At 44.0% G+C, this 25,410-nt stretch carries 23 protein-coding genes; 11 read left to right on the top strand and 12 right to left on the bottom strand.

What is annotated here, in order from left to right:
• The first annotated feature begins 51 nt into the window (after nt 1–51).
• Genes AUJ82_07795 through AUJ82_07785 form a run of 3 tightly spaced genes read left to right on the top strand, consistent with a single transcriptional unit; the run spans nt 52 to nt 3,418 of the window.
• Entirely contained in the window at nt 52–2,322 is a 2,271-nt protein-coding gene (locus AUJ82_07795) for a primosomal protein N' (protein ID OIO58879.1), read from the top strand.
• Between the two features lie 60 nt (nt 2,323–2,382).
• A complete protein-coding gene (locus tag AUJ82_07790; GenBank protein ID OIO58878.1) occupies nt 2,383–2,664 on the top strand; it encodes a hypothetical protein in 282 nt (93 codons plus the stop codon).
• Between the two features lie 31 nt (nt 2,665–2,695).
• Nucleotides 2,696–3,418, top strand: coding sequence for a hypothetical protein (locus AUJ82_07785; GenBank protein ID OIO58877.1), 723 nt, complete (start codon nt 2,696–2,698; stop codon nt 3,416–3,418).
• Nucleotides 3,419–3,811: 393 nt separating this feature from the next.
• Here AUJ82_07785 and AUJ82_07780 read toward each other — a convergent pair whose 3' ends face one another.
• The 3 genes from AUJ82_07780 to AUJ82_07770 are packed head-to-tail and all read right to left on the bottom strand — an operon-like array spanning nt 3,812 to nt 9,225.
• Nucleotides 3,812–5,218: a dihydrolipoyl dehydrogenase gene (locus AUJ82_07780; GenBank protein OIO58876.1), complete on the bottom strand. Its 1,407-nt coding sequence runs from the start codon at nt 5,216–5,218 to the stop codon at nt 3,812–3,814.
• A 36-nt stretch (nt 5,219–5,254) separates the two neighbouring features.
• Nucleotides 5,255–6,466: a dihydrolipoamide succinyltransferase gene (locus AUJ82_07775; GenBank protein OIO58875.1), complete on the bottom strand. Its 1,212-nt coding sequence runs from the start codon at nt 6,464–6,466 to the stop codon at nt 5,255–5,257.
• 41 nt (nt 6,467–6,507) lie between these two features.
• Nucleotides 6,508–9,225, bottom strand: coding sequence for a 2-oxoglutarate dehydrogenase E1 component (locus tag AUJ82_07770; GenBank protein OIO58874.1), 2,718 nt, complete (start codon nt 9,223–9,225; stop codon nt 6,508–6,510).
• A gap of 92 nt (nt 9,226–9,317) precedes the next feature.
• Between AUJ82_07770 and AUJ82_07765 the strand changes: the two genes are divergently transcribed.
• Both AUJ82_07765 and AUJ82_07760 read left to right on the top strand, forming a co-directional pair.
• A complete protein-coding gene (locus tag AUJ82_07765) occupies nt 9,318–9,533 on the top strand; it encodes a hypothetical protein (GenBank protein ID OIO58873.1) in 216 nt (71 codons plus the stop codon).
• A 1-nt stretch (nt 9,534) separates the two neighbouring features.
• On the top strand, nt 9,535–9,948 hold the full coding sequence (locus AUJ82_07760) for a hypothetical protein (protein ID OIO58872.1): 414 nt from the start codon (nt 9,535–9,537) through the stop codon (nt 9,946–9,948).
• A 7-nt stretch (nt 9,949–9,955) separates the two neighbouring features.
• Here AUJ82_07760 and AUJ82_07755 read toward each other — a convergent pair whose 3' ends face one another.
• Nucleotides 9,956–10,495, bottom strand: coding sequence for a hypothetical protein (locus tag AUJ82_07755; GenBank protein ID OIO58871.1), 540 nt, complete (start codon nt 10,493–10,495; stop codon nt 9,956–9,958).
• A gap of 225 nt (nt 10,496–10,720) precedes the next feature.
• On the opposite strand from AUJ82_07755, the gene AUJ82_07750 reads away from it, so the two are divergent.
• Nucleotides 10,721–12,676 (top strand): hypothetical protein, encoded by a 1,956-nt coding sequence (locus AUJ82_07750; protein OIO58870.1) that lies wholly within the window; start codon nt 10,721–10,723, stop codon nt 12,674–12,676.
• A gap of 12 nt (nt 12,677–12,688) precedes the next feature.
• Nucleotides 12,689–14,545, top strand: a complete 1,857-nt coding sequence (locus tag AUJ82_07745; protein OIO58869.1) for a hypothetical protein — start codon at nt 12,689–12,691, stop codon at nt 14,543–14,545.
• Between the two features lies 1 nt (nt 14,546).
• On the opposite strand, the gene AUJ82_07740 is transcribed toward AUJ82_07745, so the two are convergent.
• Nucleotides 14,547–15,890, bottom strand: coding sequence for a hypothetical protein (locus AUJ82_07740; protein ID OIO58868.1), 1,344 nt, complete (start codon nt 15,888–15,890; stop codon nt 14,547–14,549).
• Nucleotides 15,891–16,559: a hypothetical protein gene (locus tag AUJ82_07735; GenBank protein OIO58867.1), complete on the bottom strand. Its 669-nt coding sequence runs from the start codon at nt 16,557–16,559 to the stop codon at nt 15,891–15,893.
• Between the two features lie 82 nt (nt 16,560–16,641).
• On the opposite strand from AUJ82_07735, the gene AUJ82_07730 reads away from it, so the two are divergent.
• The 4 genes from AUJ82_07730 to AUJ82_07715 all read left to right on the top strand — a co-directional run bounded on the left by AUJ82_07730 (nt 16,642) and on the right by AUJ82_07715 (nt 21,890).
• Complete coding sequence (locus AUJ82_07730) at nt 16,642–19,620, top strand: L-glutamate gamma-semialdehyde dehydrogenase (protein OIO58866.1); 2,979 nt, start codon at nt 16,642–16,644, stop codon at nt 19,618–19,620.
• A 70-nt stretch (nt 19,621–19,690) separates the two neighbouring features.
• On the top strand, nt 19,691–20,482 hold the full coding sequence (locus tag AUJ82_07725; GenBank protein OIO58865.1) for a thiazole synthase: 792 nt from the start codon (nt 19,691–19,693) through the stop codon (nt 20,480–20,482).
• A 101-nt stretch (nt 20,483–20,583) separates the two neighbouring features.
• Nucleotides 20,584–21,666 (top strand): thiamine biosynthesis protein ThiH, encoded by a 1,083-nt coding sequence (locus AUJ82_07720; GenBank protein OIO58884.1) that lies wholly within the window; start codon nt 20,584–20,586, stop codon nt 21,664–21,666.
• 23 nt (nt 21,667–21,689) lie between these two features.
• Nucleotides 21,690–21,890, top strand: a complete 201-nt coding sequence (locus tag AUJ82_07715) for a thiamine biosynthesis protein ThiS (protein OIO58883.1) — start codon at nt 21,690–21,692, stop codon at nt 21,888–21,890.
• An 18-nt stretch (nt 21,891–21,908) separates the two neighbouring features.
• On the opposite strand, the gene AUJ82_07710 is transcribed toward AUJ82_07715, so the two are convergent.
• The 6 genes from AUJ82_07710 to AUJ82_07685 form a co-directional block, all read right to left on the bottom strand.
• Entirely contained in the window at nt 21,909–22,514 is a 606-nt protein-coding gene (locus AUJ82_07710) for a hypothetical protein (protein OIO58864.1), read from the bottom strand.
• Entirely contained in the window at nt 22,502–23,185 is a 684-nt protein-coding gene (locus AUJ82_07705) for a hypothetical protein (GenBank protein ID OIO58863.1), read from the bottom strand. Before AUJ82_07705 ends, AUJ82_07710 begins: the two co-directional genes overlap by 13 nt.
• 31 nt (nt 23,186–23,216) lie before the next feature.
• Complete coding sequence (locus AUJ82_07700) at nt 23,217–23,987, bottom strand: EscJ/YscJ/HrcJ family type III secretion inner membrane ring protein (GenBank protein ID OIO58862.1); 771 nt, start codon at nt 23,985–23,987, stop codon at nt 23,217–23,219.
• A gap of 74 nt (nt 23,988–24,061) precedes the next feature.
• Entirely contained in the window at nt 24,062–24,619 is a 558-nt protein-coding gene (locus AUJ82_07695) for a hypothetical protein (GenBank protein ID OIO58861.1), read from the bottom strand.
• A 32-nt stretch (nt 24,620–24,651) separates the two neighbouring features.
• Nucleotides 24,652–25,083 (bottom strand): hypothetical protein, encoded by a 432-nt coding sequence (locus AUJ82_07690; protein OIO58860.1) that lies wholly within the window; start codon nt 25,081–25,083, stop codon nt 24,652–24,654.
• Nucleotides 25,084–25,113: 30 nt separating this feature from the next.
• Nucleotides 25,114–25,371, bottom strand: coding sequence for a hypothetical protein (locus AUJ82_07685; protein OIO58859.1), 258 nt, complete (start codon nt 25,369–25,371; stop codon nt 25,114–25,116).
• Nucleotides 25,372–25,410 lie beyond the last annotated feature (39 nt).

Genomic DNA, 25,410 nt, shown 5'->3' with positions numbered 1-25,410 from the left:
ATAATTAATCTGTAAATTAGTAAAGAAGTTGCAAAAGGGAGATTTTTTTGCATGATTCCCTGTGTGGGGTGCCAAAAAGACCATTTTAGATATGTAGAGGTATTTCCCTTTTCTGGGATTAATCGTGTTTTAGTGTATAAAATTCCTGAAAGGGAATCTGTTAAAAGGGTTGATCGAGGTTCTTTGGTGAAAATTCCTTTAGTAAGACGCACGGCATTGGGACTTGTTTTAAAGGTAGACGTGGATACGGATGTGCCAGTAGCTAAAATAAGGCCAATACAGGAGGCTTTGTATGATTTGCCGGTATTGACGGATGAGCTGATTATTTTAGCGGAATGGTTGAGGAGCTATTACGGGGCTTCCATGGAATCTGTGTTTGAGGCGATGATACCTGCTGCGCTTCGTAATGGGATGTCCGCTAAAGAACTTACCTATGTTATTATAAAAGAGACCCTGTCTGAAGAAGCGTATCTAGCCTTGAGGAAAAAAGCGCCCAAGCAGGCTGAACTATATGATTTTTTGCGTTACCAGAAAGCCCCTGTAGAAAAAGGTAAAGCACTGAAACGCTTAGGGATAGGGCCTTCGAGCTGTGATTCGTTGGTGAAACGCGGCATTATTGATGAAAGCAAGAACGAAGTGGCACGGGTAGCGTATGATGATTTATTAGCGCAGGCTGAGCAAGTGGAGCTGGTTAACCCGCAATTGACAGAAGGGCAAACCGATGCGGTGAAAGATATTTGCGCTAGTTTGGATGACAAGAAGTTTCAGCCTCATTTGCTCCACGGGGTAACAGGATCCGGGAAGACGGAAGTCTATTTACAGGCGATTTTAAAGGCAGTTGAAGAAGGGGGAAGTGTGATTTTCCTCGTGAGTGAAGTAGCGCTGACCCCCCAGACGGTCGGACGGTTGCGGGCGCGTTTGCAGGCGAAAGGAATAGATGTGGTGGTCTGGCATAGTCATTTATCAGAAGGGGAGCGGTATGATGCCTGGATGGCGATGTTGAGAGGAGAAGCGCGTGTTGTCGTAGGAGCGCGATCCGCGATATTTGCCCCCATGAAGGATTTGAGACTTATTATTGTCGATGAAGAACACGAGCCAGCTTATAAACAGACCGAGATGCCGAGGTACCATGGTAGGGACGTAGCTGTCTATCGAGCCAAGCTATGTGAGGCTGTGTGTGTGCTGGGTTCAGCGACCCCATCATTAGAATCCTTAAACAACGTTGCCAAAAGAGGATACAAGCTAAATGTGTTAAAAGAGCGGGTAGACGATCGGAAGTTGCCCCTTGTCCATATAGTGGACATGAAACGGGAACTTTTACATGCGAAAGGGCAAGTATTGATCTCACGGATGTTGATGGAAAAGATGCGGGATCGATTGGAACGCGGGGAGCAATCTATCCTGTTCCTTAATAGAAGAGGGTATTTAAATAGTATGCTGTGCCCGGATTGCGGGTTTGTGATGCAGTGCCCGCAATGCAGTGTGACATTAACCTACCATAGAACAGATGAGCGATTGCGCTGCCATATGTGCGGGCATGACCAGAAGACGGTTTCTAATTGCCCCTCATGTAGATCGGACAAAGTGCGTTGGCGAGGCTCCGGAACGCAGCGTGTGGAAGAGATTGTTCAAAAAGCGATGCCGAAGGCACGGATCATACGCATGGACGCGGATACGATGTCTAAAAAGAACCTGTTTCGGGAGATATTAGCCGATTTCAGAAAAGGTAAGATCGATATTTTGGTGGGCACGCAGATGATTGCAAAAGGGTTAGATTTCCCTAATGTGACATTGGTGGGATTGATAGACGCGGATATATCACTCCATATGCAGGATTTTAGGGCAGGGGAGCGCACATTTCAATTAGTGGTGCAAGTATCCGGACGGGCTGGCCGCGGGGATCTGGCAGGAGAAGTCGTTATACAGAGCTACGCACCCGCGAGTGCACCGATACAGTATGCTCGCCGAGGCGATTTTGAGGGATTTTTAGCAGAGGAAATGGAAATGCGCCGCGAGTACCATTACCCCCCCTTTAGGAATATTATAAGGCATGTTTTTAGGAGCAAAAACAAAGAGAAATTAATTTATTATATAGACCAGTGGGCTAAGTTAGTAGAAAAACACCTAGGGAATGAAGTAGAACTGCGAGGTCCTGCGCCCGCTCCGCTTGAAAAGCTAAAGAATTATTATCGATATCACCTGTGGTTTTTCACCGGAAATGTATCCCGTTCGATGCCCAAGTTGTTGGAATTAAGAAGTAAGTTTGCGACAGATAATGACATTATGGATGTTTTTGACACCGATCCGATTGATTTAAGTTAGCAGGAGGAACCGAAATCTTTATTGCTTGCGTTGGGGCACGATTACATTATTTTTACAGATATGGATTATAATTTTTTAGCGTTTATTACCAATCTTAGAGGATCACAGCTATTTATCATTATTTTGGTTGTGTTGATTTTGTTTGGGACAAAGCGATTACCGGATATTGCCAGAGGGATTGGAAAAGCGATCCGTGAATTTAGGAGTTCCGCGTCTGATCTGGAAAAGGAAATTAAGACATCTATCAATAAGACAGAAGTGGCTAATCATGCTTCTCAAGCGCCCCAAAACGAAGTTGCCGCTGCTACTAAAGAGAATGCTCCTACCGATAAAATTTCCTAATAACGGTTGACAGCATAGGGTCTAAACGGGCATGATTCTCTTTATGACTAAGAAGGTACCTCTATTTTTATCGTTAGCAATGGTGGCTTCGCTGTTTCCTGTAGGGTTAACGGCTGAAGTGAGTAAGAAAGATGCTGAATATTTGGAAATGTTCGGTTGGGCGACAGGTTCGCAAGCGAGTTTGTCTCGTTTAGGTTTAAGTGATGACGAGATGGTCTACTTTATTAAAGGCCTGAAGAGCTCTGCCCAGGGTGAATCTCCTCCCACAAAAGATTACGAGATCTACAATCAGATGAACGACTTTTTGATGGTTAAAGCAGAGGCTTATGCCAAGATTGAAGACAAAAAGAATGAATCAATAGCAAAAAAGAATAAAGCAGACGCAATGAGTTTTTATAAAGAATTGGAAAAGAACCCTAAAGTGAAGAAGACCGATACCGGCCTTTACTACGAAATTATCGAAGTTGGAGAAGGCCCAATGCCGACTGCTAACAGTGATGTGACCGTTCACTATGAAGGAACTTTGATTGATGGTGAGGTATTCGATAGCTCTAAGTCTAGAGGCCACCCTGCAACCTTTAATTTGCAGCACGTGATCCCTGGATTCCGTGACGGACTACAGCTTGTAGGCAAGGGCGGTAAGATTAAACTATATGTACCACCAGAACTTGGTTATGGTAACCAGGCATTGCCAGGAATTCCTGCGGGATCTACGTTGATCTTTGATGTCGACATGATTGACTTTAAAGGTTAACTACTGATCATAAATGATTTAGGAAAAGAGCCGGTTTGCGAAAATCGGCTCTTTTTGTGTTATTAGAGGATTTTATTAGTATATATTTTCTGTTATAAGTATTTTTTATACATGTTTTTATGGTGTAAATAAGTTGGCGATCTGGAATTATATTTTGGTATAATTGAGGGAAAGAAGAAAAGGCATATAAGGTGATATAAGACTAAAAATGGGCCAGGGATGGTGGCCGTCTGCAGAGAGCGTATGGCAGACAAGAGTAGGGCGAGTGTAAGAAGAAGTAGGTAGTGAGTTGGGGGTTTTGGGGGAGGCAAAAGCTTGTTATAAAAAAGCCAACTCCTGAAATGTCAGGAGTTGGCTAAGTTTGGGGAACAAGTAAATTGGAAAAGGGATGGACTACATCGAATGGATGGAGCGCTTTTCTACTGCCATAGCGGCTTCTTTGAGGGCTTCACCAAGTGTTGGATGGGCCGTGGCTGTTCTTGCCATATCCTCTGCGCTGCCACGGTACTCCATGTGAGTGACGGCAGCGGCGATGAGCTCTGAAGCATTGTGGCCAATGATTTGAACGCCTAAAAGGGTATCATTTTTTGCACAGGCGATGACTTTTACCATGCCATCCGGGTAACCAGAGGCTAGGGCGCGACCATTTGCAGAGAAAGGAAACTTGCCGATACTGACAGGAATGCCTTCCGCTTTGGCTTCTTGTTCTGAAATACCAACGCTGGCGATTTCAGGGTCCGTGTAAATGACGTTGGGAATGGCGGTGTAGTTAACGTGCCCTGCTTTGCCGGCGATAATTTCAGCAACGGCTACCCCTTCGTCCTCAGCTTTATGAGCCAGCATAGGGCCCGGGGTGACATCTCCGATCGCATAGATCATGGGAATAGAAGTTTGGTATTTTTTATTTACGATAACACGCTTACGCTCATCGAGCTTAACGCCAACGTTATCGAGGCCGAGCCCCTCGGTGAAAGGCTTTCTGCCAACAGCCACGAGAATTTTGTCTGCCGGAAATTCGAGAGTTTTGCCGTCTTTTTCTGCGGTGAGAACGACCTCGGAGCCCTTTTCCTTGTAGCCGGTGACTTTAGCGCCGAGTTCAAATTTCATGCCCTGGCGTTTAAAGAAACGTTCTGCGTGTTTAGAAATATCATCATCAAAGGTAGGAGCCACTTTAGTTAAGAGCTCTACTACAGTAACATCTGAGCCCAGACGTTGCCAGACGGAACCCAGCTCGAGGCCGATTGCCCCTGCGCCTACGACAACGAGTTTTTTAGGAACCTCTGTGAAAGCGATTGCATCGTCACTAGAGACGATTTTTTTGCCATCAAACTTCATGAAAGGAAGTTCGATAGACGTAGAACCTGTCGCGATGATAATGTTTTGGGCGGTAAGCTTTACGTTATCCTTGCCCTTGACCTCGATTTCCTGGACGTTGAGGAATTTTGCCTCGCCGACGAAGAGAGCGACTTTATTAGCCTTGATGAGCTGGTTGATACCGCCGGTGAGCTTAGTAACCACCGAATCCTTATTTTTCATTAAAGCGGAAACGTCCGCGGAGATATTGTCTGCCTTGATGCCGTATTGTTCCTTTTTATGAAGAAGGTCATGATAGACTTCGGTGGAGTGCAAGAGCGCCTTGCTAGGAATGCAGCCTACGTTGAGACAGGTGCCGCCAAGATGGCTGGATTTATCTACTAAAGCGGTTTTGAGGCCGAGCTGGGCTGCGCGAATGGCGGCAACATAGCCTCCTGGGCCTGCGCCAATGACAACGACATCGTAAGAATGATTTTTATCAGACATTTATTACTCTTGTTTTAATGGATTTAACGGTTGTGATTAGATTTGGTAGAGGATGCGAGCAGGGTCTTCAATGCTTTCCTTGATCTTATTTAGGAACGTGACTGCCTCCTTGCCGTCTACGATACGGTGGTCGTAAGACAGAGCCAGGTACATCATAGGCCGGATGACGATGTTACCATTTACCACGACAGCTCTTTCCTTGATGGCGTGCATGCCAAGGATAGCGCTTTGAGGTGGGTTGATAATAGGCGTAGAGAGCATGGAGCCGTAGATGCCACCATTGGAAATAGTGAATACGCCACCCTGCATATCATCAATTGTGATTTTACCCTCACGAGCCTTTTTAGCGTAATTCACAAGAGATTGCTCCACCTCGTGGAATGCGAGATGATCACAATCGCGGATGACAGGTACGACAAGACCCTTAGCGCCACCGACTGCTACGCCAATGTCATAGAAATGGTTTTGGACGATATAATCGCCGTCAAGCTGGGCATTAATTTCAGGTACATCCTGTAATGCTTTAACCGTAGCCTTGATGAAGAAAGACATGAAACCGAGCTTGGTGTTATGCTTTTTAGTAAACTCGTCCTGATATTTTTTACGCGTTTCCATGACATGGCTCATATCCACCTCATTGAAAGTGGTGAGCATGGCTGCTTCCTCCTTGGCCTGAACAAGCCGTTGGGCGATGCGAGCGCGCATGGGAGACATTTTTTTACGACTTGTCCGCTCTCCCGCTTCTCTTTTAGGAGCGGCTGCGGCGATTGGTGCTGACGTGGCGCCTTCAGGTCTGCGAGGAATTTCGTGATTAGTAGGATGTGTGGCCGCAAGCATATCGCCCTTAGTGACACGACCACCTTTACCCGAGCCCATTAGCATTGCGGGATCGATATGTGTTTCTTCGGAAAGACGGCGGACAGCTGGGGAGAGCGGTTTTTCTTCTTCTGCCGATGGCTTTTTATCCGCTGCGCTAGGAAGACCGCTTTGGGTATCTACTCGAGGGGATTGAACAGATTCATCAATCGAAGCAACGGCTTGGCCGATATTGACCTCATCACCCTCATTGGCCAGGAGCTTGATTTTACCAGAGACCTCTGCATGGCCCTCGGATGTGATTTTATCCGTCTCCAGATCATAGAGGAGCTGACCTGCTTTAACGACATCGCCATTTTTGACGTGCCACGCTGCGATTATGCCAGTGGTGATAGATTCACCAAGGGCTGGAATTTTGACTTCTGTTGCCATGATTAATAATTCAGGATCTTTTACTTTTGTTTGTTTAATTGTTATAGGCCAAAGGCGGCTTTCAGGATAATTTCCTGCTCCATTTTATGGACAGTTAAAGAACCGGTTGCTGGGCTTGCTGAAGCCTTTCTACCTACAAAGAGCGGTTTCTTTTTTAAATTGTCTTCCAATATAGGAGAAATGTAAGTCCAAGCGCCCATATTTTTAGGCTCTTCCTGGCACCAGATGAATTCCTTTGCCTTTTTGTATTTGCCGGCGATTTGGTTGAAATGCTCCTGGTCGAACGGGTAGAGTTGCTCGATACGGACAATTGCGGTGTTATCGACATCGTGCTCATTTCTAAAGTGCATGAGATCATAGTAGACTTTGCCGGAGCAGAAGATGACACGTTCAGCCTTAGTGTTACTGGAATGATCATCTAGCACGGTGTGGAAATGTGTGTTACCAGATAAATCATCTATCGTGGATACGCACTCCTTATGCCTGAGGAGGCTTTTGGGAGACATTATCACAAGCGGCTTGATAAACTTACGATGCATTTGGCGACGCAAGAGATGGAAGTATTGAGCCGGTGTGGTGACATTGCAGACCTGTATATTGTTTTCCGCGCTCAGTTGGAGGAAACGCTCCATTCTGCCAGAAGAGTGCTCTGGGCCTTGCCCCTCATAGCCATGAGGAAGCAGCATTGTGATGCCACTAAAGACACCCCATTTGGATTCCGCGCAGACGATAAATTGATCTGTAATCACCTGAGCACCGTTGGCGAAGTCGCCGAATTGGGCTTCCCAGAGGCAAAGCATTTGAGGGTAGTCTATCGAATAACCATAATCGAAACCAAGAATTGAAGCCTCTGAGAGACTTGAGTTATGGACACAGAACATGGCTTGATCCGCTTCGATATGCATAAGCGGGACATAGCGCTCGTGCGTTTCTACATCATAAAAACAAGCGTGCCGTTGGCTGAACGTGCCGCGCTCGCTATCCTGACCAGAGAGACGAACGGGAATATTTTCCTGCATGAGCGAACCAAACGCGAGGGATTCCGCAAACGCCCAATCGACACCCTCTCCTGATTCAAAAGCCTTCCATTTATTATCTAGCTGACGTTTGATTTTTGGATTAAGTTGAAAATTGTCCGGGAAGGAAGAGAGTGCTTTCGCCACCTTTTCCAGCTTGTTTTTAGGGACACCCGTTTTTGTCGGCTCAAAAGAATAAGGAGGTTGAGGCGGCCGTTGTGTTTTGGGAGCGGCTTTAGGGGACTCACCCTTTTTGACCCGATGGAAAGCGTCATCTAGAGAATCCTCAAATTCCTTTTTGATCGCTTGAGCTTCGGCTTCGGTGATGGACCCCCCTTGCACGAGAGCATTTGTGAGCACCTCGCTGATGGGCTTATGTTGAGAAATTTGTTTATAGAGGAGCGGCTGAGTGAAGAACGGCTCATCTGCCTCATTGTGACCATGTTTACGATAACAGTAGATATCGATGACGACATCGTCCTTAAATTCTTGCCGGTATTTTAAGGCCAGCTCAGCGACCATTGCTACGGAAAGCGGGTCATCACCATTCACGTGGAAGACCGGAGCCTCAATCATTTTAGCGACATCGGTACAATAGCGACTGGAGCGGCTTTCCGTTGGGCTTGTGGTGAAGCCAATCTGGTTATTAACAACAATATGGATAGTGCCCCCTGTGGAATAACCCTTTAAGCGAGCCATGTTAAAGACCTCCGCAACGATTCCCTGACCGGCGAGAGCGGCATCACCATGGATTAAAATAGGAAGAACCTTGCCCCTGTCTTCTACTCCGCGGATACGTTGACGCGCGCGCGTCATACCCTCAACAATCGGGTTAACCGCTTCTAAGTGGCTAGGATTTGGAGCCAGTTTGATATCGATACCCTTCCCTGAATGGGTGGTGTAGGTGTTTTCATAACCCAAGTGGTATTTGACATCGCCATCGCCATGGATGGTTTCGGGGATATAATTTTCCGTAAACTCTTTAAAAATGAAGTCATAAGACTTGCCCATGATATTAGCCAAGACATTAAGACGACCCCTGTGTGCCATGCCCATGACAATTTCCTCAACGCCCCGATTAGGACATTCCTGGATGATGCTATCGAGACAAGCGATTAATGTTTCGCCCCCCTCTAATGAGAAACGCTTTTGGCCGACATAGCGTGTGTGAAGGAAAGACTCGAAGATTTCGGCCTTATTGATCATGCGCAAAATCTGGACCTTTTTATCATGGGAGAAATTAGGCTTATTAAACGTAGGCTCCATGGCAGACTGGAGGAAGCGACGTTTAGCGGTTTCCTGGATGTGGAGATATTCGCAACCAACGGTGCCACAGTACGTTTCTTCGAGCTGTTTGAGAATCTGCCGAGCAGACATGACGACACCGCCCAAGTAGTTACCCGTATGAAATTCTTTATCAAGATCGGCGCTTTCCAGGCCGAGACGCTCGAGTGAGAGCCGAGGATTTTTTTCGGGGGTAGGGTTTAGGGGGTTGATTTTTGCCTGGGTGTGGCCCATAGAGCGGAAAGAGAAGATAGCGCCAATAATGTTTGCTTCCTTGGCGGCGGCCTCTGAGGTAAGTACCTCGACTCCGCGCGTCTTTACGGGAGTTTTAGCCAGTTCAAACCCCTCAAAGAAAGCCTGCCACTCCAGGGAGAGCGCCTCGGGGTGATTGAGCCAGGTGGCGTAATTTTCATCAATTAAATCAGCATTCCAACGATTGGCAAAAGAGAGGGCTTTCATTGTTTTTATAACTTCGATGGTGATAGTAGGTTAAGGATTGCAAGAAATTTTAGTTTACACAAGATTAACTCCCCTGATCTAATAGAGGAATTATGGAAATTAAGGAAATTGAATACGAATTGGGGAAGATTATTAAAAAATCTAATACAATAGATGCCGATGAGATGTTGGGAGCGATTGTGACTTTGGATAAAATAGTGCAGAAGAAGCGGGATTGTTTGCCGAAGCGGTTGGTTCATTTTCTGGAAAGAAGGAGTTATGAAAAAGCGCTGACCTGGATTGAGGAAACTAAAAAAATAGGGAATTAAAATGGGAAAGAAAAGAGAAAAAATTCAAACGGCTAAAAATAATTCGCTCTTTCAGAACAATCCCTTTGATCAGCTAGGTGTAGCTTTCCCTGAAAACGTTAGCAAAGAGAAGACAGAACTACCTGACGTAACTCCCGGCAAGGAAATGAAGAATAACGATGTGAAGCGATATTCCGGCCGATTGGACGTTAAACGAGAGAAGTCTGGCCGTGGAGGGAAGACCGTGACCGTTATTCGAGGGATGCAAGTGCTTGGGGAAGATGATAGGAAAGAGATTTTGAAACAACTGCAAGGACATTGCGGTGTTGGGGGGACGGTTAAAGAAGATTGTGTGGAGATGCAAGGGGATCAGCGGGAAAGAATAAAACCCATTTTGGAGAAAATGGGTTTTAAAATTGTGTTTAGTGGTGGGTGAAGCTTAGTTATATACCCAGCTCCGTTAATAGCTTAGAAAAGGGGTGTGATCTGGACTGTGGGTCGATGAGCGTCAGGAGTTCTTTTACGCTTGAATTATGCGATGAAGGGGCTTCAAAGAACGACTTATATTTAACGAGAAAGCTCTTTATGCCTTCAATTCTTTCTTTCATAAATATCTCACGATGTTCGTCTGAGTAAAGCGGAATCACGACACGTGTGACTGCTGCTTTGCCTGCGCTAAACTGGTAGATGATTTCATCAGGGTAATGATTAGGAAAGCAGTTATAGTAATAGCAAGATTTTTGGATCTCAGATTTTGTATAATCTATAAACGCTTTGAATGCATGGAGTTGATCTTCGGAGCCAGGATATTGCTTCTTTACTGTTTCGAAATATTGAATAGCCATGCCGAGTTGAGCTGCAAAATTACGAATATCCGTATCAAAATCTTTTCCATAGACACTTTCAAGAGAAGGTTTTTCCGCGTTTAAGGATACAACTGTTAACGATAATACTAACGATAATAAGATGAGTAGTTTTTTCATTACACTGAATTTGGGTTGTTGGTTGGGGTTAAGAATGTATTTATTGGTGAAAATAATCCGTAATGCAAGTCGATTCTTTGGATGTGTCTCAAGTTTCGTGAAGTTAATATGTTACGACGTTTGTTAAGTGGAGATTCAGGCTAGCGATTGAGGTAGCGGCGACATGCTTTGAGAAGGTGGGTGATTTTTTATTGACTATTAATTGATGTTTATTACCATTTCTAAATGGATAAAAAAATAGAACATAACTCTAGTAATAGGGGTGGGTTTGTTCGCGATAACGTTGTAAGTAGTGAAGGATTTAAGGAGAAATCTAATACAACGGCGAAGAAGAGAAAAGTATTTGAATTGGGCGTTCTTGGTTTAACAATTGTCGACAAAGATAACGGTAAGAAGAAGAAGTTCGATAGTACCTTCGAGGAGAAAAACATTTTTAATCGTGAGAGTAAATCTGTTGAGGTAAGTGAAGAAAAATCTGGCATCTCTGACGATATGGGATTAAATGAGCTCTGTGATAAGAAAGGATTAGATCTTGAACTGACCGAGCTAGTGGTTGCTATTATCAAGCGATCTGTAGATTTCCTTCTGGAGGGTGAATTTGCGAATGAAAAGGACGAAATTGACCAAGACTTGGATGAATTAGACGAGCATTGTGTAGCCGACTTAGACGAAGAAGATAGGGGATTCTACGAAGAGCGAATTGAAAATTATATTGCAGAGGTAAATGAGGAAAATAAAACTGACTTTCTGCAGGAAATCGCGAAAGCTGGTAATTTGGGGTATTGGCTGGAGGTTCTGGGGAGGTTAGAGTATGAAGCTGTTTTGACTGAAGGGTATTGTCAGAAAAAATTGATGCCACAGCTTGTTAAAGAAGATGAAGATGGAAAAAGTGCTCTTATGTATGCGCTCGAGCATAAAAATTTTTCTCATCTGTTTGAAAATGTTTCCTTAGCAGTGAGCAAGCATTGCCTTGACTTGGAGTGGGTGATGGATTTTCTCGCCATGCCAATAAAGGGAGAGGGCAAAAGCGTTGTACAGAAGGCGATTGATCAAGGTGTGTTTGGAGATTTTTGGAAAGGGTTAGCCCGTAAATTTGTTAGAGAAATTAAAGCAATCGATCCGAAAAAGTGCATCCGATTTGCTATTATGCCGGTGGAGTTTAACCATAATGAAGCTAAGCGGAGTACTTCACTATTGGAGTACATGAAGGATCTTAAACTAACAGGTTGTGATAGCCTCGGGGAAATTGTTAAAGCGGAGAGTATGCGACTGCAGTTTATTGAGGAAACCGGGTACGTAAAACTATTGAAGCCTGCTAAAGCCTTTGAAGAATGGATGGGTGCCGTGATCGGAATTCTTATGGAGCCCAAAGAAGGTGGCTTGAATGAATATGACTATTTTAAACTAGAAAAAATCATTCAAGAGATTTGCAAACTGGATAAAAAAGAGTGTAACGCCGTAGCAGTATTAAGGGCAATATTCTCTAAAATGACAACAGAGAGCAAGCAAAGCGTTTGGCACTCATTAGCTAGTAAGGGCGTATTATTTAGTAGATTTTTAAACTTTGTCGTTAACTTGGTACAAGAAGGTTTCTTGAGCAAAGGATATGTTGAGGATCACTTGTTGCATTACTTGATGAAGGATTCCGATAGTAATGGTTTTTATGCTTATCAGATGGCTGTGCGGCATAGTAAAGACAGTTTGGATATGTTGCTACGTAGCCTATATAAAATGGTTGATGCGAGATTACTTCCCGCGGGAATCATTAGCGACTTCATTTTTATGGATGCGGGTCATTTGGGTTTTAAACAGCAAAATGTATTTTCACGTATAATGAATGAAGGTTTGGAGCAGGATTTTTTTAGGACTATCCCAAAATATTGGAATGATTTTGACTTAAATCAATTAAAGCGGTTCTTCGAGATTAAATTTTTAAAGAAAATTGATTCCCTTGAGCCGGAGCATACAGAAGGTGTTCCTCGCCGAATGCTTACTGGCGTGTATTCTAATCATTATTTACTGGATTCCAAACCTACTATATCTCTTGCCCGGGTGGGTGTTGAAAGAAATTATTGGACAGTCGATGATGTGCGTAAATTATTGAAAGATAAAGGCGCTTCGATGGAATATGTTAACAATCTTTTGCCTGAAAGAAATGAGCGGATTCGGAAGATCCTGTAGCTCCTGTAGCGAATGGCCGCATTCGTTTTCCCGTTGACCAAGTTTGAGTTTTTAATAAAATATGAGCGTATGAATAATAATAGTATAGGCGGAGGATTTCCTAACGATAAGTATAGTGGTAATAAGAGGCCAATTGGTGGGGTTTATGATGACAAGACACCGATTTGTGATGAAAAAGAAACTAAGAGAAAAAATGTAAGTAACGGTGAGTTTTCGACTAATGGTTTGCCACTTATGGATCGCAAGTGCGAGGAAATTGAAAGTGATGAGGAGAGTGAAGACGAGCGTAAGGATTTCATAGTCATTTTTGAGTCTGTTATCTACGGTACATTAGATGCCTTGTATGATGGCAAGGTAGATGAGCAATTAAACAGAATCTATTCTGAACTGGGCGAGATTGAGGATATCGATTTGTCGCTTCTTAAGGTTGGGGATCAAAAAGCCTGTGAGAAGTTTATTGAAGATTATATCAAGACGATATGTGAGGAAACCAAAACAGATTTAAACCAAACGATAGCCAAAAGCGGAGGTTTAGGGGTATGGTTGAATGTGTTGAGGAGGTTGACCAATGCCCAAGCATTAACTGAAGAATATTTTAATGATAAATTAATATATTTTTCAGGTAAGGAGCGTAAGGATGGAAAAAACTTATTTTTGACGGCTACAGAGGGCAAAAATATTGATAGCCTGATTAAATTTATTCAGAACGCATGCACTGATGGATACCTATCTGTCGATTGGGTGATTGATTTTTTGACAAAGGAAGCGGCAGGGAAAAGTGTTGTACAGAGATGTATTGATGCCGATTGCTTTAAGTCTCTTTGGGCAGCGATTGCAGAGGATATAAAAAGCTGTACTCCTGGGAAATGCCTACAATTAGCTGTAATGGAAGTACATTATAGGCTTGGGATGTTTATGGATCGGCAGACATCTGTGCTGGGCTATGTGAAATTTCTTAAATGTATTAATGGCATTGGATTCGAGAAAATTGTGAAAAAGCAAATGAAATTGGCATTTGATGAGTACTATAAAGATTTGGCAGAATTAACGATATCCGGGCAATTTTTAACATGGATTATGGCATTGGGTTGTGAATATTCATTGATTTCAAAAAAACCACATGATGAGTATGCTCTGTTTTGTTGTGCTCAGATCATGGCAGAGGTTTTTAAATTGGATGCTACGAAATTTGAGGCATTCGATATTTTGGATAAAATATTCACAAAAAAAGATGAGGAATGTGGTCGCGGTTTTTGGCATGGATTAGGAGTGTTCGGTGTTGCCTTTAGCGATTTTCTGGCTTTCATGATGCAATTGGAGAAAAAAAGCTTTTTGAAAGGCGGCTACATGAGAGAGAGCTTAATACCTCACTTGATTGGAGCCAAAGATCAGAATGGTTTTTGTCCTTATCAACTTGCGGTTGCACATAGTAAGGAGAGTTTGTGTGGTTTGCTAGAAGTCTTGTTTGATGCAATAGATAGCAAGATCCTCCCTGAGGAATTAATGATTAATTTTATCTCAATGCCGGTTATCGACGGAAAGGTATTTCAAAAAATATTGGACTATCGCCTAGCTGAGTTTTTCTTAAACAAGATTAAGAAGCATTTTAACTCTTTTAGTCTCAATAATTTGATTACGCTGTTTTCTACAAAAGTTAATATGAGCGATAATTCGGTGAACCTGAATACGACTAATATTCCTGAGCGGATAGTCACAGGAAAGGAATTAATATCTGTTTACAAGCCAACAATTTCACTGGTACGCCAAGCCGTAAAGGAAGGTATTTGGAATGAAAAGGAAATTGTTCAACTATTAAACGACAAAGGAGCATCGGAAGAAGAAATCGAGATACTTTTGCTGGAGGAGTAACTTACGAAGTTTGTACTTCGGAAGTGAGCGCGGTTGGCAATTTGTCAATCGGTTGGGCAATCGGGATTTCTTGCTCGCTTTTGATGTGCATTTCTTTGAATTTTCTAGCAGACGGTAATACGCGAGATTCTAGAGAGCTGACGGTTTTATTGTAAGCATCCACGGATTTTTCCAGATGCTTACGCAAGTCCTCAAAGTGCCTGGCCAGCACTGTAATTCTCTCGTAGAGGACCTGCCCGAGTTGGCTGATTTTTTGAGCTTCCAGTGCTATGTTGTTTTCCTGCCAACCGGCGGCAACGGTTTTAAGCAGAGCAATGAGTGTCGTTGGCGTAGCAAGAATGACGCGATCCTTGAAACTTTGTTCAAGCAGTTGGGCATCCGCTTGTAGCGCCGCGCTGAAGAAAGATTCGCCCGGGAGGAAAAGAATGACGAACTCCGGGGAAGTTTCAAATTGCTTCCAGTATTGCTTGGAGGCCAGAAGTTGAATATGGTCGCGAACCTGTTGGGCGTGTTTTTTAAGAAAAATCTTTTGCTGTTCCGGCTCAGGATGCTCCACCGCCTCCAAATAGGCCATGAGAGGAGCTTTGGCATCGATGGCTATCTGGCGATTATTAGGCAGCCTGATGATCATATCCGGGCGTTGGATACGCTCATTATTCGATTGTGTGGCTTGTTGTTGGAAGTCCACATATTCGAGCATGCCCGCTATCTCTACAGAGCGCTTTAATTGAAGTTCTCCCCATTGGCCACGAACGTGGGGGGTACGCAAGGCTTTTGTGAGATTACGCGTTTCAGTTTCTAATTTTAAATGAGACGAAGAAATGTTTTTGAGTTGCTCTTCAAGTGTGCTGAAAGCGGTGATACGGTTTTTCTCGATGGCTCGCGTGTGTTCTTGGAATTGCTCTAATGTTTTTTGCATAGGAGTAACTAAGTGGGAGATGGCCTCATTTCGCTTGTCTAAATCCCCCTGCGCGTCTTTTTGGAAAGTTGTGAGCGATTGCTTTGCCAAGTCTAGAAAGGCTTGGTTATTGGTTTTAAGGGCATCGGCAGAGAGAGCCTTAAAAGCATCGGTGAGGTTTGTTTTCGCTGCTTCGAGAAGCGCTATTTTTTCATCGGCAGCTATTTGTTCTGCCTCACGGCGGGCAGAGATGGCAGAGAAGTCTTTTGTGAGGGCATATTTTTCCGCTTCCAGTGAGACGTTTTTACGGGAAGCTTCCGAAAGTTGTTCTTGGAGTAGATTGATTTCGCGAACCGTTGATTTGGCTTGAGCGCGTAAATAGATGAAAGTGCCGGTGCCACCGATTGTGAAAGCGGCCAAGGCAGTTATGATATAAGACAGTTCCATCTAACGAGATATATAGACATCTATGGCATCACGCAAGAGATACATGACGGATAGCATGTATTTGAAACGCTCTCTAGTAGCATCATCTCGTATCGTTCCAATCTCTTCATATGCAAGGATGTTATTGTTTAGGGTGATTCTGCCTCGGGCATTTTGCTGATCCCAAGCTTCCAAGATGCGTTCTTGAATTTCAGGCAGTAAGATCGTGCGAATAAAATTTTGGTCGTCTGATTTAATAATAAACCGCTCATCGAACTTGGCGTTGCCTACGGGAATATCCTGCATACCTAATGTTTTACCGATTTTGCTTAAAAGACCCTGTTCGTAGATTTCGCATTTAAGCTCTTTTGTGTTTAAATTGCTAAACTGAATGGCCGCGTAGGTAGTCGAGTTTTTGCCACTACCGCGAGTGAAGTGGTATATTTTAAGCGCATTTTTAGGGTCAGGGCTAACAACGCTTAAAGGCGTTTTAATGAAACGAAGAAAACGTACTTTAGGGAGAACAGGTTCACCCCCAAGGAGGGAAAATCCAAGTTCATCTGCTAATTTACGGAGCTGCTTTTCAGAATGAGTGGGGCCACGCTTGGCAATCATGAAAAAGGCAACAAATGTCATGAAGAAACTGATAATAATCAGTATAACGACAATATTTTCAAAGGAGAGGGCCATAAAGGAAAGCGTTTTTTGAGTTGGACAAGCAGGAAAGTCGAGATAGTCTTAATCTATTAATAATTAACCCTTTCCCCCGATTATGTCTACCCAGGATTTAGAGCCCCGTATTATTGAATGCGGAAAACTATTTTTTAAAACTATTGAAAATGAGAAACCCTCATTGTTTAACAAAGGCCGCTGGATTGGAAAAGTAATGGATTGGTCTATGCGCGATGAGGCGTTTAAAGTGAACATGTTTCGCTTTGTAGATGTGTTTCCTAGCCTTAATACCTCTAAACTATTGATGCGCCATATAGAAGAGTATTTTCCGGCTGACGACCCTAGTACTCCAACGATATTCAAATGGGGCGTGAAAGTAGCCTCTGTGATGGGAGCAGGATTCGCCATAGGGCCGATTATACGGGGCAACATAGCCTCTATGGCCAAGCAGTTTATTATAGGTGAAAATGCAAAACAAGCGATTAAGGCCTTAAAGAGCCTCCGGCAAGATGGGTTTGCTTTTGTAGTAGATTTACTGGGCGAAGCGACCGTTAATGAAGACGAGGCAGAGCAGTATGTAGCGACATTTCTAGAACTTTTGGACGTGCTTGCCAAGGAGCAGGGTAATTGGGACAGTTTGTCTGGAAACTTTGGCGAAAGTAAATCACTTGATTGGGGGTATGCACCCAAGGTACAGATCTCTGTGAAGCCAACCGCGCTGTATTCGGATATTAAGCCGGTTAGTTTTGAACGCTCTGTTGCAAAGATAGTAGAGCGATTGGCCTCCATTTACGAACGAGTGATTTCGCTGAAAGGATCCATGTGCATAGACATGGAATCAACTAAATATAAGGACATTACCATAGAAGCCTTTAAACGCCTACGCTCCGATAAACGCTTTCGTGGTTACCCTCATCTAGGAATTGTGCTACAGGCATATTTAACGGATACAGAGAAGGATCTGAAAGATCTGCTAGAGTGGGCTAAGGGGGAAAATTTGCCAATAGAAGTACGATTGGTAAAGGGAGCCTACTGGGATTACGAAACTGTTATCGCGCGGCAGAATACATGGGAGCCTCCTGTTTGGCAGCAAAAGAGTGAAACGGATGCGGCGTTTGAGCGACTGGCTCGCCTCATGCTAGAGAATAGTGATATTTGTTACTTCGCCTGCGGTTCGCATAACATACGCAGCATTGCAGCTGTTGTTGAAATGGCAAAGGCGCTTAATGTGCCAGAAGATCGATACGAATTTCAAGTGCTTTATGGTATGGCGGAGCCCGTTCGCAAAGCTGTTTTAAAGAACACATCACGCGTGCGCTTGTATTGTCCGTACGGAGAAATGGTTCCAGGGATGGCTTATTTAGTGAGACGTTTACTGGAAAATACAGCTAACGAATCTTTCCTGCGTCAAAGCTTTGTGGAAGCCTCTGATATTGTCAAATTGTTACAAGACCCCTTTCATAAAATAAAGCCCAGAGTAGAGGCTATCTGTGATCCTAGAGTAAAATTTAGAACAGAACCTGCGATTGATTTTACCATCGATAAGGTTCGTGAGCACTTTAAAGCCGCTATTGGAAAGGTTCGCGAATCTTTGGGGAAAACATACCCGGTTTATATTGATGGGGAAGAAGTGCACAAAGACACGGTTATCACATGCGTAAACCCAAACCATACGGAAGAGATTTTGGGCTATGTGTGCGAGGCAGATCTTAAGGACGTTGATCATGCTATCAAATCAGCAAAAGGCTCGTTTCCTGTTTGGCGAGCTAAGACACCGGAAGAACGCGCTGAATACTTATTCAAGGCCGCGGATGTGGCCAGGCATAATAGCTACAACCTTGCTGCCTGGCAGGTGCTAGCTACGGGCAAGCAATGGGATCAAGCTCATGGAGATGTTACGGAGGCGATCGACTTTTTTGATTACTACGCGCACGAAATGTTACGCTTGGGGAACGTACAGCGTTTAGGAAATCTTCCCGGCGAAGTGAATAAACTTTTTTATGAAGGAAAGGGCGTTGCTGCGATTATTGCCCCCTGGAATTTCCCTTTAGCGATTAGCGCCGGAATGGTTGCCGCGGCTCTTGTTGCCGGAAATACCATTGTTTACAAGCCGTCTGAATTATCGCCCATTATAGGGAGTCAGCTCGCCGATATACTGAGGTCAGTAGGGCTGCCCAGAGGCGTATTTAACTTTGTGCCCGGTTATGGAAAAAGTATCGGAGACGCTATCGTAGACCACCCAGATGTCAGCCTAATCGGGTTTACAGGTTCTAAAGCAACTGGACTACGCATTATAGAGCGGGCCGCAAAGGTTTATCCAGGCCAAAAAGGAATCAAGAAAGTGATCTGCGAAATGGGCGGCAAGAACGCGATTATCGTAGACGATGATGCCGATTTAGACGAAGTAGTTCCACAAGTATTGTATTCAGCGTTCGGATACCAAGGGCAAAAATGCTCCGCGTGCTCCCGGTTGATTGTCTTGGACGGTATATATGACAAGTTGATGGAACGTCTCAAGAAAGCCCTTCGAGACAAAACAATTGGAAACTCAGAAGATCCTTCTCATTTTATGGGCGCCTTAATTGATAAAAACGCGCAGGAAAAAACGCTTAAATATCAAGAGATAGCTCGAAAAGAAGGCAAAGTGCTATTTGAAACTCCTAGTGCGCAGGTGCCCAAAAAAGGTTATTTTGTACCGATTATGGTCGTGGAGGGTATCACTCCCGAATGCCGATTGGCACAAGAAGAAGTATTTGGGCCATTATTAGCCGTTATGCGCGTGAAGGATTTTAACCAAGCCATTGAATGGGCGAACGATTCGGAGTTCGCGCTTACGGGAGGTGTGTTTAGCCGAAGCCCGGAAAACCTACTAAAGGCACAAAAAGAGTTTAGGGTAGGTAATTTATACCTAAACCGAGGCAGTACAGGCGCATTGGTTGGACGCCAAGCCTTTGGTGGCTTCCATATGTCTGGAGGGGGGACTAAAGCAGGCGGGCCGGACTATTTGCTTAATTTTATGGATCCTAGGCTAATTACCGAAAATACAATGCGCCGTGGGTTCACTCCAGATATGGACTAGAAGAGATTAGAGGATTATATTTTACAAATATACCTAATTAGTTACCATATTAGTTGATAATATTTTATAAATGATAAGTCCATTAGCTACAGAACCGCTGGTTATCGCAGACCGTACCTTTCATTCACGCTTGTTTGTAGGGACGGGTAAGTTCCCCTCTCAGGAAAAGATGCGAGACACCCTATCCGCATGCGGCACGGAACTCGTAACCGTTGCCTTAAAACGTGCCAGCATTGATGGTACAAAAGACCCCTTTGCGGATATCCTAGATTATCTGGAGCCCGAGAAATATCTTGTATTGCCCAATACCGCCGGTGCCATGAACGCGGAAGAAGCGGTGCGAATAGCCCGTTTGGCAAGAGCGGCCGGGTTACCAAATTGGGTGAAACTAGAGATACACCCAGATCCTAATTACTTATTGCCGGATCCGATTGAGACCCTAAAAGCGGCTGAAATTTTAGTGAAAGAAGGATTTGTTGTGATGCCGTATATTAATGCAGATCCTGTGCTGGCCCTGCGTTTACAAGACGTGGGTTGCGCGGTGGTTATGCCTCTTGGATCTCCTATTGGGACGAATAGAGGGATTGAGACAAGGAGGCAAATTGAGATTATTATAGAACAAGCACGTGTGCCTGTTGTTGTAGACGCGGGTATTGGGATGCCTTCCCATGCCGCTGAGGCAATGGAAATGGGGGCAGACGCAGTTTTAGTAAATACGGCGATTGCGATCGCGGGGGATCCTATTCAAACAGCCCAAGCCTTTGCGTTAGCCGTTCAAGCAGGGCATGTTTGTCGTAAGAACAATATGAATACAGGCTTTGCGGCTAAGGCAACGAGCCCGTTAACAACCTTTTTAGATTAAAGGAAAAAAGCACCATGGCCTTTTCTGATTATTATGCAAATATTCCCGTTGAAGCGCTCGTGAGGCAATCATTGGATACGTCTGAGCGTACCTTAGCTGCGATTTTACAAAAAGGAAGAGCGGAAACACTGGGGGAGTTTGCCGCATTATTATCTCCTCGGGCAGGTATTCAGATTGAAGGGCTTGCGCAGTGCTCACAGTACATTGCCCAGAAACATTACGGGAAGACGATACGCTTATTTGCGCCTCTGTATTTATCAAATGAGTGTATTAATACATGCCAGTATTGTGGTTTTTCAAGAAACAACCCTATACCGCGGGTAACCCTGCCGGTTGAGACAGTTTTTCAGGAAACGCAGCTACTGGCGCAACAAGGTTTTCGATCCCTATTACTCGTCTCAGGGGAGCACCCTAAGTATGTCGCAAACGGTTACGTGGAAGAATGCGTGCGCGAGTGCTTGAAAGTTATGCCCAGTATTAATTTGGAACTAGCGCCGATGGAAACCGAGCCCTACATTCCCCTCGTGAAAGCGGGGAGCGAGATGCTAGTAGTCTACCAGGAAACCTACCATCAGCCTACTTACCAAAAGATGCACATTGCGGGCCCTAAAAAAAATTACAAGTGGCGCATGGATACTATGGAAAGAGGTTATAAAGCAGATTTTCGTAGATTAGGGATCGGTGTATTATTGGGGTTGTATGATTGGCGTTACGAGGCTATTTCACTCGCGGCACATGCGCAATATTTGTTAAAACACTGCTGGAGATCTCAAATTTCGATCAGTTTGCCACGATTAAGACCTGCGGCAGGCGCCTTTCAACCCGAGCAGCAATACGGCGTCAGCGACCGAGCATTTGTTCAACTAATCTGTGCGCTGAGAATGTTCTTACCTCATATATCCGTTGTGCTATCCACACGGGAAGCGCCTGAATTAAGAAACGCGCTTGTGCCGCTTGGGATTACGCACATGAGTGCCGGGGCAAGTACGGAGCCCGGGGGTTATAGTTCTTATAATACAGAGACCTGGAAGCAGACGAAAAACCAGCCGGGAGAGCAATTCCATATCGCGGATGAACGCCCGCCGATAGAAGTTGCGAACATGATTCGTAGTCTAGGCTATGAGCCTGTTTGGAAAGATTTTGATCAATCCCTCGCAACAGAAGAATCCGTATCCAAAAAATAATGACAGACAATAAAGATAATTCGATTACCGTATTTGCTAATGGCAAGCAATATAGCTGTGCTTGTGACGCGCAACTGGTAGCCTTTTTGCAATCGATACAAATGGATATCGAGCGAGTCGTCGTCGAACATAATGAAACAGCTTTAACACGCGAAGAAGCTAAACGGGTAACGCTTGCCGATGGGGATAAACTCGAGCTATTGCGAATCGTTGCTGGAGGATAGATTGGCCTGACTTAACCCTTACTTGATAACGCGCTTGAGAGACTTTTGGATAGCTTCCAGTTGTATCTCTAATGTGGCATCCACCATGCCCATTTCGGTGACTAATAGGCAGCCTCCCTCTTTAAGCCGAGGGTCTCTGTCTAACTGAATAAAGCTGATGGTAGGGTAGCCCTTCATGATCTCATCCAGCTTTTCACGAACGACTTTTTCTTGTGAAGGCGAGACAATGAGCGTTACTTTCTTCTGATCTCTTACCATGGCTAAGGCGTTTTTAACAATACCGATAATGAGCTCATCCGCGTTTAGCTCGCCCACGATTTTCTTCAAAGCCTGCATGACGACTTGAATGATATCGTTTTCAAAATTTTCAAAATTCTTAAGACTTTTGGAAACTGATTCGATCATCAACTCGGAGATCTTTTTGTTACCCTCAGCCATACCCTCATTGAAGCCACGCTTCTTCTCATCCGCATAGGCTTGTTTAGCCTCTTCCACGATTCTAGCGGCCTTTTTTTGAGCTTCTTCGACAATTTGATTCGCATTGAGGAAAATGGCATATTCCTCTTTTTTGATAATCTTCTTTCCTGGTTCAGGATAAAACTGGTCTTCTTTTAAGCAAAACATGATTTCCACTCCGGCGCTAATTCTTTGATGATAAGGCGTTGGAGAAAGTTCCAACACTGTGTTTTTAGTTCAGGAGAAATCTCCTGATTAAAATTAAAATGAACAGAAGGAGGGAATTTAAGTTTAAAACGCTGTGTTAACGCCTCCGGTTCTTTGGCAAAACAAGCTTCGATACAAGCTTTACCCGCATTGATGAGCTGATCTTTATCTAAATGAGCGGGCGATTTATCGACAGAGATGTGAGGAACCAGTTGCGATAATAAAGGAGCCTTTTTGGTCGCGAATATGTAAACCTTTTCGCCAATAGAGGCTTGAAGCTCTGTTAACTTCTTTTTCAGGACGATATGTTTGATCGTGTCGCTATAAAACGCGGCACCCGCATAGAGGAGAACCTGTTCCAAGATAGCTTCAGGCAGAAGCGCTATACGCAGACGAGGTTCTTTAAATGAGTAAAAACAGGATTTTAATTTCAGCTGGTTGATTAAATAAGCCGAGATTTTCTTTTGTAGACGCGGCGTACTGAATAAATCACCGGGTAGTGAATCTTTTATGGCGCCTTTTAATTGCTCTTTGTTGATGTAGTCAGCCAAGCCCGTGTCGAATTGGTAAATCAGCCGAAACAGTTCATTGTTATGACTGAGAACATTCCGTATGAAGTCCTGCTGGTTCATAAAAGCAAAAAGGTGTGTTAGATTTGTAAATTTATTCTTCTTCCGTCTTCGGAGGGATAGAAACTGGTTTCTTTTGGTTTTCCCAATACCAGTAGCCTGTTGCTAAGATAGCGACTACGAGTAAAAAGAGGATGCTGCCGACAACAACCCAAAAAGTGGCGTTTGAAGAGCGAGCGGCATGACTCGCATTATACGCTTCAACATCGTAATCAGAAAGATCTGAAGGAAAGAAAGCCACGGTTACTTTATCGTAAGAAAGCCCCTCGATACTATTGGTGACCATGTTTTTAATCATAGCTGCCGCGTCTTCGACACCTGAACCTCTACGATACTTTATAAATACAGCTGCTGAAGAAGGGCTAATCACTTCATTGAGCGGATTATTTTCCTGTAAAACAATATTTACGCGAGCGGTTAAAACGCCATCGATATGCGTAAGCGTTTCGGCAAGCTGTTGGGAAAGCGCGTACATGAACCGAATACGCTCTTCGGTAGGGGAGGATACGAGCCCTGATTTTTCAAACACGGTGCCTAAGCTTGCGAAATTGTCTTTAGGGTAGCCCAAGGCGCTCAATATATCTACGGCATCACTGAAATCACCTGATGATACTTGTACGATCCACGTATTTTCCTTACCAGCGGCTTTACTGGTGTCAATACCCCTATTTTTCAAGATGGCGATCATCTCATTCGCCTCTTTTTCAGAAAGGTCAGTGTAAAGGTTGTCTTTTCCGCAGCCTGCTAACGCAAGGACTATAATGGCCAGGAAAAGTTGAATAAATGGAAAACGTCTTTTTTTCAAATGGGAAAACTCGGTTATATATATAATTGATAAAGCGTGGAAAGCGTGTTGTCAATCCAGCAAAGCGATCCTTCTTACTGTGCGCGTAAGAGGCCTTGCACAGCATCCTTTACCCCTTTTAGAACAGATGAAGCCAGCCCCATTAAGGTAGATTTTACATTTACTTCATTTTGTATTTCCAAGACCATACGTTGGTTCATTGGAGACGTAGGGTCAGCATCGAGTTTGCTGATGATGTCCATTATCTTTGACTCACTTGCATGGTAGCGTTCCTTAACGCCCATAGTAGCATCCACAAGAGAGCCCAACATATTGTGCTTTGATCCTGTTTGCTCTGCGGCGGATTTTCCTGCTATGGAAAAGTCTTGCCGCATTTCGAAACTGGAATCCAGCTTATGGGCCCCCTGTGGCCCGCCTTTTTGTAACGGGCTATCGGGAATGTTTACCGTATGAGAGGGAATATCCTTACTATGCAGGGAAGGGTCCTGGGCCTTCATCATCTCATTGAATTTGGAAATAGCATCCTCCTTTGCAACCCCGGAAACATCCTTAGAAACGTCTCTTGCTTCTAGTGATTTCTTGGCTGCATCAGTAGCTTGTGCTGCTTTTCCTATCGATGGATCAATGGCCATATTATTTGTTATTCTCCTCTAGCGTTCTGTGTTTATAGTAATGCGTCAATTTCGTTGTTCCTAATTTCCTTTGCAAAGGCTACGACTTCCGGTTCGCGATTATCCTTTAGAATTTGTTCAATTAAGACGTCGCTATCCTTTTTGTCTCCTATCCTACGAAGGACAAGGGCTAAATGAGCTTTTGCGAAATCGTTCTCGGGATTGATTTCCAGTGCTTGAATAAACGCGTCACATGATTCCTTGAATCGGTGTTGCGCGAAATAAAGCATGCCTAAGGGAATCAATGGAATTTCGCTTTCTGGGCGCAGAGTCCTCAAGGCATCTATGATCGTTTCAGATTCCTTGAAACAACTTTTTATGATCCCTAAATGGCAAAGTCGCCCTAAGAGTTGTAAGAACTCACGTTCCACCGGAATCGATTTGAGGTCGAATTCTTCACCAAAGCTATGTTTGTAAATGCTCATAATCGTATTTGGGGTTGTTTAATAATATACTTAGAATCTGTTGTACATTGCTGTTGCAGCAGCTTTTTCAGCACCATAAATGGAGCTGTGCGCGCCAAGCGTCATATTGTATTGGTTCATTGCTGTTTGAAGTGCTTGTGCCAATCGTGATGTAAAAGCTGCATCCTTTCCTGAAGCTATTGCTTTGTCTAAATCGTCTTTATGTTTTGCGATCTCTTTTTCTTGCAAGTCTGCTAGTTTGTTGAGCGTGAGACTGATGCCTGTTAAATCTATACCTACTACTGCCATATTTTACCTTCTCCTTAATTGTTTAATGATTTTTTAAAT

The sequence above is a fragment of the Verrucomicrobia bacterium CG1_02_43_26 genome (assembly GCA_001872735.1).
Lineage (GTDB): Bacteria > Verrucomicrobiota > Verrucomicrobiia > Opitutales > CG1-02-43-26 > CG1-02-43-26.
This window is presented reverse-complemented; position numbering and strand designations above follow the sequence as displayed.